This window comes from Legionella massiliensis, assembly GCF_000756815.1.
Classification (GTDB): domain Bacteria; phylum Pseudomonadota; class Gammaproteobacteria; order Legionellales; family Legionellaceae; genus Tatlockia; species Tatlockia massiliensis.
In genome coordinates this window covers 481,741-497,141 of the sequence record NZ_CCVW01000002.1, presented here as the reverse complement: position 1 = coordinate 497,141, position 15,401 = coordinate 481,741, and the positions used below count along the sequence as shown (strand labels likewise).

Sequence of the window (15,401 nt, the reverse complement as noted above, 5' to 3'; positions counted from 1 at the left end):
TTCAAGGTTATTTCCTGTCAATTAGCTGTTCAGTTAATAAACTGTCAATCTATCATCGACTGCCTCTATCCAGCCAAGTATACCGCCCTGCAGATTCATAACCCTTGTAAACCCTGCCTCTTCTAGTTTAAGGCAGGCTTGAGCGCTTCGCGCACCTGATTTGCAGTAGATGACGGTTAACTGCCCATCAGTTATCTGATCCAAATTTTGATCCAATTCAGACAAAGGAATGTGTTGACCACCGATATGACAAATCTCGCGCTCATAGGCTTGGCGAACATCAATAAGCTTTAATGCTTCTTTGCCTGATGAAAGTAAGGCTTTCAGCTCTGCAGGGCTAATAGATTTTGGCTCCTTATTGCTTAGATTGGTGAAGCGGATAGCAGGATGCTGGGTGCAATCTTGTTTATCAATAGTAAATTGATTAAAGCGCATAGCTAGCAAATCCATACTCAATAGGGTGCCTGATAAGATTTCGCCTTGCTCTAAAACAATTTTGATAGCTTCTGTTGCCTGCATAGCTCCCACGACCCCTGGTAAAACACCAAGCACACCGCCCAGTGTGCAATTGGGAGTTAAGGCAGGTGGTGGAGGGCTGGGGTATAAACATTGATAGCAAGGACCATTATGGAAATTAAATACACTTATCTGTGCATCAAATTGATAAATTGAGGCTGAAACAAGAGGAGTGTTTTGGGCTCTACAGACTTCATTGAGCAAATAGCGTGTTTGGTAATTATCACTAGCATCGAGCACTATTTGATAATCATTAACTAGAGAACTGGCATTCGCATCAGAGAAAAATTCACAGTAAGTATTGATTGTTATTTCTGGATTCAAGGCAAGTAGACGTTCTTTTGCAACCTCAGTTTTAAGACGGCCTATATCTGAGGTCTGGAATAAAATCTGTCTTTGTAGATTGCTTAAATCAACCTTATCGCTATCGATAATACCTAGAGTACCAATACCGGCTGCCGCGAGATATTGCAAGGCCGGACAACCTAAACCACCAGCGCCAACACAAAGTATCTTCGCTTGTTTTAATCGCAATTGCCCTTGGGTGCCTATCACAGGTAGGTGCCGCTGATATCGCAAAAATTCTGATTGCTTCATGCTCATTTAGCTGTTCTCTCTGCTGCAACCTCTTCCCTTGAGAGTAGGGAGAACAACCTGGTCTGGTTATGTATCGAATAGGCGTCATATATCCATTGATAGTAATTCATTTTTATTGTCCCTAATAAGTAAACGGATGAGGTTTGGATATAGGAATATAAAAATGATTTAAATATCTGACGGCTTACCGGTGTTTCGTGAAGCCAATGTTTAAATTGCTCCGTACTATAATGGCGCCAGTTTTTTATTTGCTTAAGGTGATGGGATAGCAACTTTGGGGAAATGCTAAGTCCCGGCAATTCAAGATGCTGATTAATAGAAAAAATAATAACCAAAATTGCTCGCAAGATCTGTTGGCAGTTAACGACTAGTGCTTGGGGTAGGGCATAGTAATGCGCAATGGCTGGTAAATATTCCTCCAGAGTTTCTGTCTTAAGATGATTAAGACAAATTGCTTGGCAAATTAAGGAATAAAGCTCAATTAAATGGGGATGATCCTTACATACAGTAAAATCGATTTCTGGTGAGTAGAGTTGATTTTTTTCAATATAATCAAGTAAAACGGCATTATCGATTAATTTTTTATCCTGTGAGGAAAAAATTGCCAATCGTTGTAAAAAGGTAGCCAGTTCCGCAACGAGCATATATTCCAATGGAGATTGCTTATGCAATTCCTGCAACAATTTATCTTTCTCGGGTAGCCAGGCTGCATCATAATTAAAAGGGGTCGTATTAGCAAAAAAAATGAGCTCTCTCAAAAAACAAGTCATTGGATTCATGGGCTCAGATTGGGCTGGAATTTGTTGCGGAGCCACTTGCTGAAGATGTTCAAGAAGCATGATGGCATCCTTACGCTTTAGATCAACAATTCCCTCCTTGTCTAACCATAAAGCAAAAGCAGAATAATCCTCAACAGCTGATTTAGCAAAATGTTGTATAGCTTTTTTTAAGGAGCGGTAAGGGTAGAACTGTGATTTACAGTAGTTAATCAGGTTATTCTTAGCATCTTCAGCTAAAAGCCCCTGGGAGCAGGCTAACTCACAAGTTGCCCTGATATTAACCATAGCTTCATTAATCGCTTGATAATTTTCTTTTTTGCTAAGATGTAAAACAGCCACTTCATCATCATCACTTAACTTGCCATCTTTAAAGGCATGAAAGATCTCGCCTATGCCTCGCATGCCAAAAAAATGAAGCTCTGCGGCACGAAGTGCTCCCATAGAGGCAGCACCCCATACTGCGATTCCCGCCTCCAAGGCTAGAAGAATTTCTTTATGCCAGACAGCTGGAGTTGTTTCATAGAGCCCATCGATAATAACAATCGTTTGAGGGTTTAATCGCATCAGGCGGATAATATCTCCGCATTGGATAGGGGGGTGGAAATGGCCGTTTGGCAAGATTTTTTGCGCGTGCTCTAAGTCTAGTGAAGGGCCTAAGAACACATGAAGCTGAGGCATATTATTTCCAGGAAATAAAATTTTATCTTAAAGATATTAAGAATTGTTTACAATTGTTTTATCCCTTTAATGCGAAGAATTCAAGGTAAGTATAAATAAAAAAAGATAGATCAATTCAATGAGTTATGTGAAGATTACTGCGTTTTGCTTAGCGACTTGGTTTTGCATGGAATCACAACTCGTAATCCTTCATTGTGCTCAGGATAACGAAAGGCAGGATGGGCCTGCCATTATGCTCAAAGAAAATTTTTCAAGAATCAATTTATAAAGGGAGTTAGGATGAAAAAGACCGCATTAACCATCGGTTTAATAGGATTAATGTCACAAAATGTTTTCGCGGGTGATATGGGTGTTGTTAACCCAGTCCAAATAAGCCCCTTTATACCCTTTATCAGTGGTGAGGGCGCTGTAACCTGGAATACCATTAAATCAGCACGAGTTTTTGATGTTAGCCCTAGTACCAATAAAGACAAATGGGGTGGGCGCGTTGCTGTTGGGTTTAATCATCAATATCGTAATAATTTTGGTTTTAGTTCAGAAATTGGTTGGGGATATTATGGCAGGACCTCCTCGCATGTATTTGGTGCTGCACAGTCAGGTTCTTTGGCAATTTCCAATAGCAGTGATCTCTATGGCTTTGATATCTTGGCAGGATTGACCTATGACCTTAATCGTTGCAGCTTATTCTTAAAGGCTGGTGCTATGGCTGAAAATAGACGGGTTAAGGGGTTGAGCGTGTTCCGTAACAGCAATAATACGACCAATTACGTGTCATCAAATAAATTACATACAGTTTCTACCAATGTTTTGCCAGAAGTTAAAGTGGGTGGTATTTATAATGTTAATGACATTGTCGGTATTTCCTTGGCTTATATGCATGTTTTTGGCAATAACAATTATTCGGCAAAAGTTTCAGGCGCTTTTTCTAATCCTCAAGCAACAGCCGGGGTTTCCAGTACTGTTAGCGCTCAGAATCCATCCTTAGACAGTCTGATGTTTGGACTAGTACTCCGTTGGGTATAAGTAAAGCTTGGTGAAAGGCCGCCTTTGAGCGCAAGATGCGCTAACATAGAGCCTTTCGTATGAATAAGGTATGAGTGGTTGGAATCTAATGTTTGATTTGGGAGGCACTTATAGGGCTGTAAGTCCGAAGGAGACTCTGGACAAAATTGAGCCCTTACTCTGGGACAAATTTGGTATAAGCCGAGTTGCTAATATAACGGGTCTGGATGTTTTGAATATCCCTACTTATATTGCAATCCGACCTGGCTCTAAAATTTTATCTACATCTCAGGGAAAGGGGATTAGTCATGAGCTGGCGAAAATTTCTGCCATTATGGAGTCGATTGAGAGTTGGCATGCAGAGCGGCTTTCCTCCCCTAAACTAGTGGGGTCTTATAGAGTACTTAAACCGTCTTATAACCTGGTTGAATTGGAGCAGTTAATCAATGGTCATTTTCACCTAACCGCAGATGCCTTATATAACCTTGAGCTATCTTGGGTTGGAGGTATCGAGTTAAACAGCGGACGGGAGGTTTATTTTCCTAGTTCCCTTATTGATCTTGACTCACTCATTTTAAGTTCAAAGCGTTTAGGCTGTTTTCCCGGAACTTCCAATGGCCTGGCCTCTGGAAATACCTATCAGGAGGCGGTTTGCCATGGTCTCTATGAAGTTATAGAACGCCATAGCTGGGCGCTTGCAGAGACTGCTAAGGCGGCCTATGTTGATCCCTCATCCATTAAAGCTGCTCATCTACTGGAGCTTTTTAATATAATGCAAGCGCATGAAATCAAATTTAAGATTTGTGATTTGACTTCTGCAAATGGAGTACCTGCTTATAGTGCTACCTTGTTTGATTTAAAAGGCACGCGAAATTTAGATTTTTTTAGTGGCGCAGGTGCTCACCTCTCTTCTGTTGTTGCTTTGTCTCGGGCAATTACTGAGGCAGTTCAGTCTCGTTTAACCATGATTTCAGGCTCAAGGGATGATATTTATCCGGCAAACTATAAATTTAAACGAAAATTCTATCGCAATGGTTTTCCAAAAATTGAAAAACTAGAACCATCATACCCTTTTATAGAAACCGAGATTCCAGCTAATTTCGAAGCCTGCATTAAAGATTTACTTAAGCGTCTAAAAAACCAAGGTTTTGAGCAAGTGATTGTTTATAACCACACCCGACCTGAATTAGCAATTCCAGTTGTTCATGTCATTATTCCAGGTATGCATTTTGACTGGTTTAAGCATAAAACCCAGGCCTACGTGCCTGAATACTTCTGTTAGGTAGGTAGAGCAATGATTGATTTGGGCGGAACTTATCGAGCATTCACCCCTGAGGAGACTCTAGCCAAAGTTGAACCGCTTTTGTGGGATAAATTTCGTATTAGCCGGGTAGCAAATATTACTGGGCTCGATCATCTTGGAGTCCCTACCTATGTGGCAATTCGGCCGGCTGCCAAATTATTAACCTCTGCACAGGGCAAAGGCTTAACTCATAATTTAGCCAAGATTTCAGCTATTATGGAGTCAATTGAAGGTTGGCATTGTGAAAATATGGCACCTCCAGAACTCTTTGGTTCCTACCAAGATCTGAGCGAGGAATATCCTTTGCTAGAATTGCATCCCCATATTAATCATGGTCCCTTTGCCTGGGAGAATATTGCAAACCTTGAAGTGCCTTGGGGAAAGGGGTTGGAATTGCTTAGTGGCAAAGCAATTTATTTTCCCTATACGACCTTTAATGTTAATACTACTTATTTTCGTCCGGGCTATCGTTATTTTCCACCAACAACTAATGGCCTTGCTTCGGGCAATACCAGGGAAGAGGCAATCTGTCATGCCTTGTTCGAAGTGTTGGAACGTGATTTTACCGTTGAAAATTTAATGTTATCCAGGCAGAAACAAGTCGATCTATCGTCGATTAGCTCACCTCATCTGCTGAGTTTGCTAAGCAGTATTGCTGCTGCCGATCTACGTTTAGAGGTTTGGGATATCAGTACAAGGTTAAATATTCCAGCTTATTTAGCCATCTTGCATAACCCTGATGAACTGCGCAATGTAGGCATGATGATGGGAACAGGAGCGCATTTTTCCTCTGTGGTTGCCTTATCACGTGCCATCACAGAGGCTATTCAGGCACGTTTAACAATTATTTCTGGTTCCAGAGATGATCAAACACCGCGAGTCTATCGAAAAATAAAGTTAGTAAGAGGGGATTTTGATGAAATCTTTGCCAAAACCAAGGTGGAGAAAATGCCCTTTTTTGAGACTAAAATAGCGGAAAACTTTAGTTTTTCACAATGTCTGGATAATTTGTTGAATATTTTACAAGCCAATGGATTTAAACAGATTATTGTTTATGACCATACCAGAGAGGAGTTTGCAATTCCTGTGGTACATGTCATGGTGCCAGGATTGCGTTACCTGCATGGTACCTGTTTTTCTTGTTCTTTATCGCGGCTGTCATGAACGAGGAGCTTATGGGTATTCATGTTTTCTTAGGCCCGACACTGGATTTACAGACTGCACAAGGCTATTTGCCACAAGCGTATTATCACCCCCCAGTTCAATGTGGCGATTTGATACGACTGTTGCGCTTAGCGCCTAAAGTGATCGTGCTAATTGATGGGCTTTATGAACAGGTTCCTGCTGTTTGGCACAAAGAAATCATGTTGGCACTGGATCGTGGCGTTATAGTCTATGGCGCGGCGAGTATGGGTGCTTTACGTGCCGCAGAGCTAGATGCATATGGCATGAGAGGTGTTGGTAAAATATTTCAGGATTTTCTGAGTGGCCGTTTAAACGATGATGACGAGGTTGCTGTCTTGCACTATGGTGAAGAACAGGGCATGTCTGCAATTAATGAGGCTATGGTCAATATCAGGGCAACGCTAGAAGCGGCTATAGAAGCCAAAATAATAACTCCCGATTCGGCTGAGAAATTAGTCTGCTGGTGCAAAGCACAGTTTTACCCTAAGCGCTCTTTACAAGCAGCGATAAAACATCAGGATGGCGATTACTCAAAACTTTCTGCATGGCTTAAACAGCATGGTGTGATAGATCTTAAACGTGCAGATGCTATTGCGGTTTTGCAAGAGGTTCAAACACTCTGTGCCAAATCAGAGAAGGGTTCTAATTTACCCTATACCAAGTTTATTGCGTCCTTGGTTGATGATGAGATGGCTACCCCCTTTTATAATCCCTTGCCCTGGCTTCCCGAAATAGAACGTAAAATACAAGTATTGTCTTTGCAGAATCCGGCAGAGTACAAGTTGATTTTTGAACTAAGCAGGTTGCTGAAAAATGCCTTTGTTGTACTTGAGTCAACGCAGTTATTAGAAGAGCAACAGCATTACTTGCAATATATCCAGGCTAATAATCTTTACTATCCAGAAAAGTTGTATACCTACCTTTGCGGGCATGAGGAATTGTCAGCTTTGTATCCTTGGATGTTGCATTTCACCTGTCTGACAAATAGTAACAAAGCACGAGTCGAGAGCTATTTACCCGTTGCGGCTTTTTATTTTGAACAAGACCTCTCTATCCTTTCCAAGGCAGGTCAAGGATTGTTGACTTGGATTATTGTCCTTATTTTGCTGCTAAATGAGCACCTAGATGCGCCGCATTTGACGCTCAAATCAGAGGTCTTAGCTGAGCATTTAGAGGATCTGGGTTTTTGGCGGCGCTACAAGCAGGCAGAGGGTATTGATTTAAAAAAATGCTTAGAATTTGTATTGATTTATATGAAGATAATTTATATTCATCAAGGATTTAGAGATATCAAACCAGGTTTGGCGACGGCGCCAGAATATTATAATTGGATTTATGATGGGCTGATTTTGTATGAGCAAGAGCTGGGTATGAGGCAGGAATGATGAGGGCAACGGCAGCCGAGACGAACTTCCATTTTCAAGCCTATGGTTTAATAATTAATTCTGTTCTATCTCCTCTAGGTGATGCCTTAACTCCCAGTTCAAAATCAAGTGCAGATCTTGCTATTAGCTATGCGGAGATTTCACCCCAGGGCTTGGACAAGCCTATAGAAAAAGGCTTATTTTATCAGGTTAACTCCAATCAGCTCTGGCTGAATATCCCTGATATCGGCCGATTTTTAGTGTCTAATGGGGAGTCAATCCATATAGATCCCTGTGCTGCTGTTGCTGACAGTTCTCTTGCAGTTTTTGTCTATGGACCTTGTCTGGCTGCCTTGCTTATGCAGCGTAATTTATTGGTGTTAAAAGGTAGTGTAATCCAGATTGCGGATTATGCCCTGGCCTATATTGGTCCGAGTGCTTCAGGCAAATCGCTGGCTCTTGCAAGAATGATGAATAGAGGCGCTAAGTTTCTGGCAGATGGACTTTGTGTTGTTAGTGAAGAGGGTTGTGCTTTGCCAGGCTTGGCACAGTTGCATTTGGGATATACAGCGGCGGATTATTTGCAACTTAATCGGGATGAACTAAAGCCGATCAGACCAAAGGTACAGAAATTTTCCCTGCCCGCTGAGAAGGCTTTTCTTGATAAACCTTTGCCCCTCAAAACTATCTGGGTATTGAATTCGCAAAAGCAGGGTGAGCTCAGTTACAGAGATTTAGCTGGTGGAGAAAAAATAAGCTATTTACAGAAAAATAGTTATAGCAGGGCATATTTAAATGGATTTGCAAAGACTAAGTTATATTTCCATTATCATGCAAACTTAGCTAGCCAAGCAAAGATGAGTTTGATTGAATATAGTCAATTGCAAGATTTTATTGAATTAGTAGACAGACAATTAGCATGATATTGAATAAAGGGATTGTCTGGCTAGCCTCATACCCAAAATCAGGAAACACCTGGTTTAGAATCGTTCTTAGTAATCTTTTAAATTCTGTGGGACAGACTTTAGACTTGAATAAAGAAACTATCATCGGCACAGGTGCGGCAGCACGATCTATGATGGATAAAGCTTTAGGTTTTGACAGCAACTTACTCAATGAGGATGAATTAGAAAAACTAAGACCTCTCGTTTATTGTTGGCAGGCAGAGCAGCAAAAGCAACCAGAGTATTTTAAAATCCATGATGCATTTTATGAGCTAAATAACAGGCTTCCCCTGGTACCGAGGGATGCTAGTGCTGGAGTTGTTTATTTCCTGAGAAATCCGCTGGATGTTGCTATTTCCTTTGCTCATCATATGAATACTTCATTGGATAGAGCGATTGATATGATGAATGATCCCTTTTTAACTTTAAAGGGATTTACTCAAAGACCAATGGCGCAATTTAGACAGCGTTGCTCCTCTTGGACTGGCCATGTTAAAAGCTGGACTTCTATTAAGGATATTCCGCTGTTAATTTTACGCTATGAAGATATGAGCTTCGCTACCTTGGAAACCTTTTCCCAGGCTTTTCAGTTTTTAAATATGAGTGTCTCTGAAGCCATGATTTTAGCGGCCTTGGAAAAGTCTAACTTTGAACATTTAAAAAACTATGAGCAGCAATTTGGTTTTCGAGAAAGTTCGCCTCTGGCGGGAAATTTTTTTAGGAAAGGGATCGTTGGTGATTGGGAGTCGACTCTGAATAATGAGCAAATAGGGCGTATTATTCGCGACCATGGTGTTTATATGCGGCGTTTTGGTTATTTAGATGAGCAGGACCAGCCTGTTCGTATGAAGAAGGATTGCCAATGGCCGAATTAGTTCTTGATCGTAAACTCAGAAAATATCCTGAGCTTTGCGCCACGCTAATTGATAATGAATTAGTGCTAATGGGGCCTGAAGACCAGATTTATTATCGTATTAATGCCTCTGGCATAAAACTCTGGGAGTTTTTAGACAAAGAACCTTGTACTGTGCAAGTAGCAGCAGACTATGTAGCTGCTTATTATAATTTGCCGCAGGATAGAGTGTTAGCAGATCTGCAATCCTTTTTTAGCTTGTTGCTGGAGAAAAAGATTTTAGAATATGTTGACTAATAAGTGCTGCCTGTTCAACGATTTGTCCTAATTCAATGATTCTAAAACGAGCTCCTTTGACTAGATCGCCTAAGGCATAAAAACCAGGATGCTCTTGTTTATCAGTAAGTATTTGATGATTAGTTGGGTTTATACAAATGCCGCCCAAAGGATGTTCTTTAATAATTTTTCGCTTTAGCATTTCTGCTAATAAAGGCTGGGCTGCTGCTTGAGTGCCTGAGCCTGTTGCACAAATCAGATAATCGCAAATCAAGGGTCGCTGTTGTTTTAAATGGATTAGAAACTGTCCGCTACATGGTTCGATACCTATAAATCCCTTGTGCACACTTAATTGCTGCCTTTGCATCATCGCTTGCAGAATATAAGCAGACTTTAGAGGAAAAGCGCATAAAAAGCTGAACATTAGACTGGCATGTTTCTCCAAAAACTCAGACTGACACGCAAAGGGTATTTTCGGCCAAAGCCGATAAAGAAGCTGGTAGAAAGAGGAGAGAACTAATTGCCAATTTAGCCTGTTTGTTTCTGCATTACGAATTTCCCAATTAAGGCGTTTCAAGGGGGCTATTTTTTTGAGCTTAGTTAGCGTTTCGCTAAGGCTAGGATTAGGCAAATAAGGCCCCATTTCTTTGCTGAATAAATGAATTAGTTCGGGTAGCAGTTCCCTGGGATCCTTTTGGTTAAGAATTCGGCGGATATTGTCGCTGGTGAGAAATTGCATCTGATGCTTGTGTTGCTGGCTTCTGACTGCTGATAAAAGCCCATTGCGGGAAACCATCGAAATTCGCCCTTGGTGGTTTTGGCTAGAGAGTTTTAAGGCTACATCGATGGCTGATAAATGGCTTCCAATAATGGCCACATGAGAGTGGCTTGAGAGGTTATTATAAGCATTTAAGTTCCAAGGGTTAGGCTGGAAATTTGTTAAGGCTTGATAGTCCGCAAACAAGGTAGCTGGTAAATGGCCGCTTGCTAAAACAACAAAATGCGCTTTATAGGAAACCTCCTGGCTTTGATACCAGGCCAGGATTTGATATTGATGCCTTGCTCGGGGAAGAATAGCTTTAACCTGGTGTTCTCTAAGGCTGGTAATTGTTACTTTCTTAGCATTATTTTCTGCGGTTGCAAACCGTTCTTGGATATAGTGGCCAAAATAATAGCGTGGCGGAAAGTCTGATGATTCTTGTCTATCATGGAGCCATTGTGAAAAATGTCGTGGTTCCTCTTTAAGAAGTTTCATGTGCTCATGAGGTAAATTAAGGCAGAAAGTTTTTTCCTGGTCAGAATAGGGCAAACCCGGGCCTATATTTGAGTTTTGCTCGAAAAGAATGAGCTCAATAGGAATGTTTAGTTCTTCGAAGGCATTACACAGTTGTAGGCAAAGGGAGATACCAGCCGGCCCCGCACCAATAATCGCTATTTTCTTAGTAATAGTTCACCTCTATATGATCATTGCGAGCAGGTATTATTTGCGTGGCTCTCATTGCTTTTGCTTTGTTCGCAATGACGGCTAGGATTCAGCATAAATATCAACTAGATACAAGATGAAGAGATATGTTACTGTATGCCCTCGTGTAAAGGAATGTCTCATTTATTGTAGGATGATTTATTATGACCACAAAAACAGAGGAATTTTTAGCCAAATGTGCCGAAAATAAGAAAAACCTCGAAGCAGGTGAAACTTACAGCTCCCCTTCAATTACAGCCCTCGATCTTGATGAGCTAATCGATACCAGAGGTGGAAGTGCAACTAGCGTAACAACCACAGGTGCTGCGGTTGCTGCTAGTACTTCAGCATTGTTCTAAGCTTTGGAACTAATAAGGTAAGGTCTGTCCCCCACTCCAGTATCGAATTCCCGCGGCTTGACCGCGGGATCTGTTGATTAGACGCTCTTCACTCTGAGCGCACAGATCCCACGGTCAAGCCGCGGGAATTCGGGATAGGGTGACCTATTACCTAATAAGTCAGCCCCTTCATTTTGAGTATAGGCTTGATCAGACAAGGAGCCTGGCCAATTACCCTCAGGAGTATTAGTGACGTGCTAGGTTGGAAATCGGGAAGAACGCCGGTTTTCCTGCAGATGGAAACGGTTGATTGTGGTGCTGCGGCTTTGGGCATTATATTGGCTTTTCATGATTGTCATGTACCACTTCATGAATTAGGTCAGCAATGTTTGGTTTCTCGCGAGGGTGTCAGTCTGGCAAATCTTGTCAAAGCGGCGGCCCATTTTGGCATGAATGCCAAAGTCTTTCAAAATGGATTGCCGCTGAAGCCCAGTTTCCCACTTATCCTATTTTGGAATCGTAAGCACTACGTTGTCCTTGAGCAAATCATCGGTTCTAAGATCTATATCAATGATCCTAAACGAGGGCCTCAGATTTTAGACTGGGAGACTTTTCATGCTGGTTTTTCTGGTATATCACTGCAGTTAAGTCCTAATACAAGCTTTAGCAAAAGGGCAAAATCAAAGCCTTATGTGGAGTTTTTACCCTTGCTTCGTAAACAAGGGCCTAGTCTGGTTATCTTGTGTTTTTTCATGGTAATAACGGCCTTAATGAGTTTGGCACCCCCTGTTTTTGCCAGAATTTTTGTTGATCACTATGTGTTCTTTGGCCTTGAAATGCAAAACGAACTACAGAGCCGGCTTTTATCGCTGATGTTGCTACTTTTGCTAGTACAGGTTTCTTTTTGTTACTTACAACGCAGGATTTTTCGTCGTTTAGAAACCAAATTTGCAACTTGGTTGAATAGCAAACTGATAAAGCAGCTTATGTCGTTACCCTTAGTTTTTTTTTCCTATCGTCGCTCAGGTGATTTGCTCTATCGTTTGCAAGCCTCCGAGCGACTAGCTGCTGCGCCCTGGAGCAGTCTGTGTTTAGCCTTTATCACAACCTTTCAAGGCTTCATTGCTGTTGCCCTAATGTTTACCTATTGTCCCTTATTGCCCTTGATTGCTTGCCTGTGTTTAGCTGCTTATTTTCTGCTTAGACAATACTGGCAAAAGCGGTGGGGAAATGTGGCAATGACTAGTAAAGCAGCAATGACTAGCTTGACTGCGTTGACTGCAAGCTATCTCACAACAATCGCCCAAATTAAGGCTCAATGTGCGGAACAAGCTTGTTTTGTAAAATGGGAGCAACAGCTAAAGGCGTTTTTACAGGCTCACCGCGAATCTTCATTAGCGAATGGCTTAATGCAACTTTTTTCCTTTTTCTTTTTTTCCTTAGGTTATATTGCAACGACTGCTGTGGGTCTTTATTGCATTCATAAAGGACGCATGACTTTAGGGGAAATGATGGCTTCCCAGATTCTCTTTATTTCTTTTAATGAAGCAATTACACAGCATCTGAGGTTAGCTAGCCAACAAAACCAGGTTGAAGCTGATTTGCAAGGGGTTTGTGATATTGTTGACTATCCTGTTGAACCTGTTATTACAAAGGAAACCGGCCATACGTTAGAAAACCTAAAAGGGAAAATTGAAATTATCGATTTGACCTTTGGTTTTAGCCCTGAATTTAAGCCTTTGTTTAAGAATTTTAATTTAACTATTAATCCCGGGCAGCATGTTGCTATTGTTGGGGCTTCTGGAAGTGGTAAAAGCACCCTGATGAATTTGATTGCAGGACTCTATCAACCCTGGTCAGGTCAGATTTTAATTGATGGTAAGCCCTTAGCAGAGATACCTGTTACCTTGCGTGCGCGTTTATTAGGTGTTGTCAGTCAGGACTTTTTCTTTTACAAAGGGAGCCTTAGGGAAAATTTATCCTTATGGGGAGAGACTTATTCAGATTCAGAAATGAATGCTGCCCTGCAAATGGCGGCAATAGATGATTTACCACGACTAGAGCCTGCGGGTTTTGATTTTCAATTACTTGAAGGGGCAGTCAATCTAAGTGGCGGCCAGCGCCAGCGTCTTGAAATAGCTCGAACTCTACTTGTCAAACCAGCAATCCTGATTTTAGATGAGGCTACTAGCGCTTTAGATCCAATCATTGAAGCACGAATAAAGACTAACCTCAGGCAATTTCCAGGTACTCGTATCTCGGTTGCTCACCGTTTAACGACAATAGTGGATGCTGAGCATATTCACATACTTAAACAAGGTCATTTGGTGGCTAGTGGTTCCTATGAGCAGCTTTTCAGGAGAACAGCAAGTGTGTGAGTTAAAAATAAAAGATAATCGTTTTTTGCTGACTAGTCTGCTCGTCTTGGTGTTATTTACTGCGTTAGCTACTTTCCTACGTCCTATTATGATTGGTTTTATGTTGCAGCGCGGTGGAATGGTTCATTTTCTTATTTTATTGGCTAGCATCAGCTTAGGTATTCTCTTTTTAAGTGCGATTCGTACTTATTTTTATTTACAGCTGGAAATACGCGTTCTCTATCAGTTGCAAGCAGGCATAATGCGTAGGGTCTTGCAATTGCCAGTTCACTTTTTTCATCACTATACAATTGGTGATCTGACATATCGTATTCTTTGGATTACGTCCTTAAGTGCTTTGTGTAGTACAGGAAAAATGGGGCAGATTTTGTCCTTTCTAGGATTAGTCCTCGGCTTTAATCTCATGCTTTATTTTAATTGGCAACTTACGGTTTTAGTCTTGATTCTAGTCGTTTTTTTTAGCGTTTTAGCCTTTTGGGCTTCACTGCGCCTGCTGCCTCATTATGAAGAGCAGAGACAGCGAACAGAAGCGCTTTATGGATTTATGTTGCAAGTATTAAATGGAATAACGCGGGTTAAGCTCTTTGCTAGAGAAGCCTTTGTAGAGTCGATTTGGTTGAAAAAATATAGCGAAGTTCGCAGCCTGTTGCAGAAAATCTATAATAAAGGGATTTGGGGCTATGCTATTTTCTCTAGTGTTCCATTATTTATTATGTGCTTGGTTTTTTATGGAGCTAGTCTGCAAACCGGTACTTTGTCGGCAGAATATTTCATTATCTTTTTTTGTAGTCTTTGTTTGTTAGTTGCAACAATGGTTTCATTTTTGATTAATTCAGGCGGCATTGTTGATAGTTTTATCGCTTATCGCCGTCTGCAGCCAATCTTAGAAACAGCAAGGGAAGGTAGCGGAAACTATCAATCAGAGAATGAGAGCCTTGAGTATATTTGTTTTAAGGAGGTTTATTTTCATTATCCTGATTCTAAACGTTGGGTGTTAGAAGGATTAAATTGCCAGATAAAATCGGGTCAACATGTTGCTTTTGTTGGCCTGTCTGGTTCGGGTAAATCGACTCTTTTAAAGTTGTTATTAGGCTTTTATAACCCGCAAAAAGGCGGTATTGAATTGAATGGCAGGCGATTGGAAGAAATCGATCTGGCGCAATTTCGTGCAAATCTGGGTGTTGTTTTGCAGGAGAGCCAACTGTTTTATGGCACTATTCTTGACAATATCCTTGGTCCTAATGATCCAGCGGAGACTGAGGTTTGGAGAGTCCTAGCCTCCCTTAGCCTTGATAATTTTATTGCGGCACTGCCTATGGGAATTAATACCATGGTGTCTTCTGGGCTCTTGTCGGGTGGGCAAAAACAATTGCTGCTAATAGCGAGGGCCTTAATCAAAAAGCCAAAAATTTTATTGTTAGATGAGGCAACAAATTCTTTGGATAGCGAAACAGAAGAACTAGTTATCAAAGGGATTAATCAATTGGCAATGACCCGTATTTCTATTGCCCATCGCATGTCAACAATTCGAAGTGCTGATAACATTTTTGTGCTTGATCAAGGGAAAGTGGTGCAAACTGGCACCTATCAGGAGCTAATTAAGCAGGAAGGACTATTTTATCAGCTAGCGCAATAGGTCAGCCCTCCACGTCAGTATCAAATTCTCGCGGTTTGACTGCCGGATCTGCTGATTAGACGCTCTTCACTCTGAGCCCACAGATCCTGC

At 41.3% G+C, this 15,401-nt stretch carries 13 protein-coding genes; 10 read left to right on the top strand and 3 right to left on the bottom strand.

Going from position 1 to position 15,401, the window contains the following annotated elements; all coding sequences use genetic code 11:
* Positions 1–33: 33 nt before the first annotated feature.
* Positions 34–1,119, bottom strand: coding sequence for a molybdopterin-synthase adenylyltransferase MoeB (moeB, locus tag BN1094_RS09265; protein ID WP_043874141.1), 1,086 nt, complete (start codon positions 1,117–1,119; stop codon positions 34–36).
* A complete protein-coding gene (locus BN1094_RS18845; RefSeq protein WP_052403220.1) occupies positions 1,116–2,570 on the bottom strand; it encodes a TfuA-like protein in 1,455 nt (484 codons plus the stop codon). Before BN1094_RS18845 ends, moeB begins: the two co-directional genes overlap by 4 nt.
* 279 nt (positions 2,571–2,849) lie before the next feature.
* Between BN1094_RS18845 and BN1094_RS09255 the strand changes: the two genes are divergently transcribed.
* The 7 genes from BN1094_RS09255 (at position 2,850) to BN1094_RS09225 (ending at position 9,518) form a co-directional block, all read left to right on the top strand.
* On the top strand, positions 2,850–3,593 hold the full coding sequence (locus BN1094_RS09255) for a hypothetical protein (protein ID WP_043874140.1): 744 nt from the start codon (positions 2,850–2,852) through the stop codon (positions 3,591–3,593).
* Between the two features lie 70 nt (positions 3,594–3,663).
* On the top strand, positions 3,664–4,854 hold the full coding sequence (locus BN1094_RS09250; protein WP_043874139.1) for a YcaO-like family protein: 1,191 nt from the start codon (positions 3,664–3,666) through the stop codon (positions 4,852–4,854).
* Positions 4,855–4,866: 12 nt separating this feature from the next.
* Positions 4,867–6,039 (top strand): YcaO-like family protein, encoded by a 1,173-nt coding sequence (locus BN1094_RS09245; protein ID WP_043874138.1) that lies wholly within the window; start codon positions 4,867–4,869, stop codon positions 6,037–6,039.
* Positions 6,040–6,050: 11 nt separating this feature from the next.
* Positions 6,051–7,445, top strand: a complete 1,395-nt coding sequence (locus BN1094_RS18840) for a TfuA-like protein (protein WP_176695288.1) — start codon at positions 6,051–6,053, stop codon at positions 7,443–7,445.
* Positions 7,442–8,347 carry a phosphoenolpyruvate carboxykinase (ATP) gene (locus BN1094_RS09235; RefSeq protein ID WP_043874137.1) on the top strand — a complete coding sequence of 302 codons (906 nt, stop codon included), beginning with the start codon at positions 7,442–7,444 and terminating at the stop codon, positions 8,345–8,347. The genes BN1094_RS18840 and BN1094_RS09235 overlap by 4 nt, the downstream gene beginning before the upstream one ends.
* A complete protein-coding gene (locus BN1094_RS09230; RefSeq protein WP_043874136.1) occupies positions 8,344–9,243 on the top strand; it encodes a sulfotransferase domain-containing protein in 900 nt (299 codons plus the stop codon). Before BN1094_RS09235 ends, BN1094_RS09230 begins: the two co-directional genes overlap by 4 nt.
* A complete protein-coding gene (locus BN1094_RS09225) occupies positions 9,231–9,518 on the top strand; it encodes a PqqD family protein (protein ID WP_043874135.1) in 288 nt (95 codons plus the stop codon). The genes BN1094_RS09230 and BN1094_RS09225 overlap by 13 nt, the downstream gene beginning before the upstream one ends.
* Here BN1094_RS09225 and BN1094_RS09220 read toward each other — a convergent pair.
* Complete coding sequence (locus tag BN1094_RS09220; protein ID WP_342666477.1) at positions 9,475–10,923, bottom strand: FAD/NAD(P)-binding protein; 1,449 nt, start codon at positions 10,921–10,923, stop codon at positions 9,475–9,477. The two genes, BN1094_RS09225 and BN1094_RS09220, sit on opposite strands and share 44 nt — an antisense overlap.
* A 200-nt stretch (positions 10,924–11,123) precedes the next feature.
* Here BN1094_RS09220 and BN1094_RS09215 point away from each other — a divergent pair, with 200 nt between their 5' ends.
* The 3 genes from BN1094_RS09215 (at position 11,124) to BN1094_RS09205 (ending at position 15,311) form a co-directional block, all read left to right on the top strand.
* Positions 11,124–11,318, top strand: coding sequence for a hypothetical protein (locus BN1094_RS09215; RefSeq protein ID WP_043874133.1), 195 nt, complete (start codon positions 11,124–11,126; stop codon positions 11,316–11,318).
* A gap of 233 nt (positions 11,319–11,551) precedes the next feature.
* Entirely contained in the window at positions 11,552–13,675 is a 2,124-nt protein-coding gene (locus BN1094_RS09210) for a peptidase domain-containing ABC transporter (RefSeq protein ID WP_043874132.1), read from the top strand.
* Positions 13,668–15,311, top strand: coding sequence for a peptidase domain-containing ABC transporter (locus tag BN1094_RS09205; protein ID WP_043874131.1), 1,644 nt, complete (start codon positions 13,668–13,670; stop codon positions 15,309–15,311). Before BN1094_RS09210 ends, BN1094_RS09205 begins: the two co-directional genes overlap by 8 nt.
* Positions 15,312–15,401: the final 90 nt, after the last annotated feature.

Coding starts and splice junctions, on each gene's coding strand:
- BN1094_RS09250 (WP_043874139.1), top strand. CDS start 3,664: ATGAGTGGTTGGAATCTAATGTTTGATTTGGGAGGCACTTATAGGGCT.
- BN1094_RS09255 (WP_043874140.1), top strand. CDS start 2,850: ATGAAAAAGACCGCATTAACCATCGGTTTAATAGGATTAATGTCACAA.
- BN1094_RS18845 (WP_052403220.1), bottom strand. CDS start 2,570: ATGCCTCAGCTTCATGTGTTCTTAGGCCCTTCACTAGACTTAGAGCAC.
- BN1094_RS09245 (WP_043874138.1), top strand. CDS start 4,867: ATGATTGATTTGGGCGGAACTTATCGAGCATTCACCCCTGAGGAGACT.
- BN1094_RS09215 (WP_043874133.1), top strand. CDS start 11,124: ATGACCACAAAAACAGAGGAATTTTTAGCCAAATGTGCCGAAAATAAG.
- moeB (WP_043874141.1), bottom strand. CDS start 1,119: ATGAGCATGAAGCAATCAGAATTTTTGCGATATCAGCGGCACCTACCT.
- BN1094_RS09225 (WP_043874135.1), top strand. CDS start 9,231: ATGGCCGAATTAGTTCTTGATCGTAAACTCAGAAAATATCCTGAGCTT.
- BN1094_RS09230 (WP_043874136.1), top strand. CDS start 8,344: ATGATATTGAATAAAGGGATTGTCTGGCTAGCCTCATACCCAAAATCA.
- BN1094_RS18840 (WP_176695288.1), top strand. CDS start 6,051: ATGGGTATTCATGTTTTCTTAGGCCCGACACTGGATTTACAGACTGCA.
- BN1094_RS09235 (WP_043874137.1), top strand. CDS start 7,442: ATGATGAGGGCAACGGCAGCCGAGACGAACTTCCATTTTCAAGCCTAT.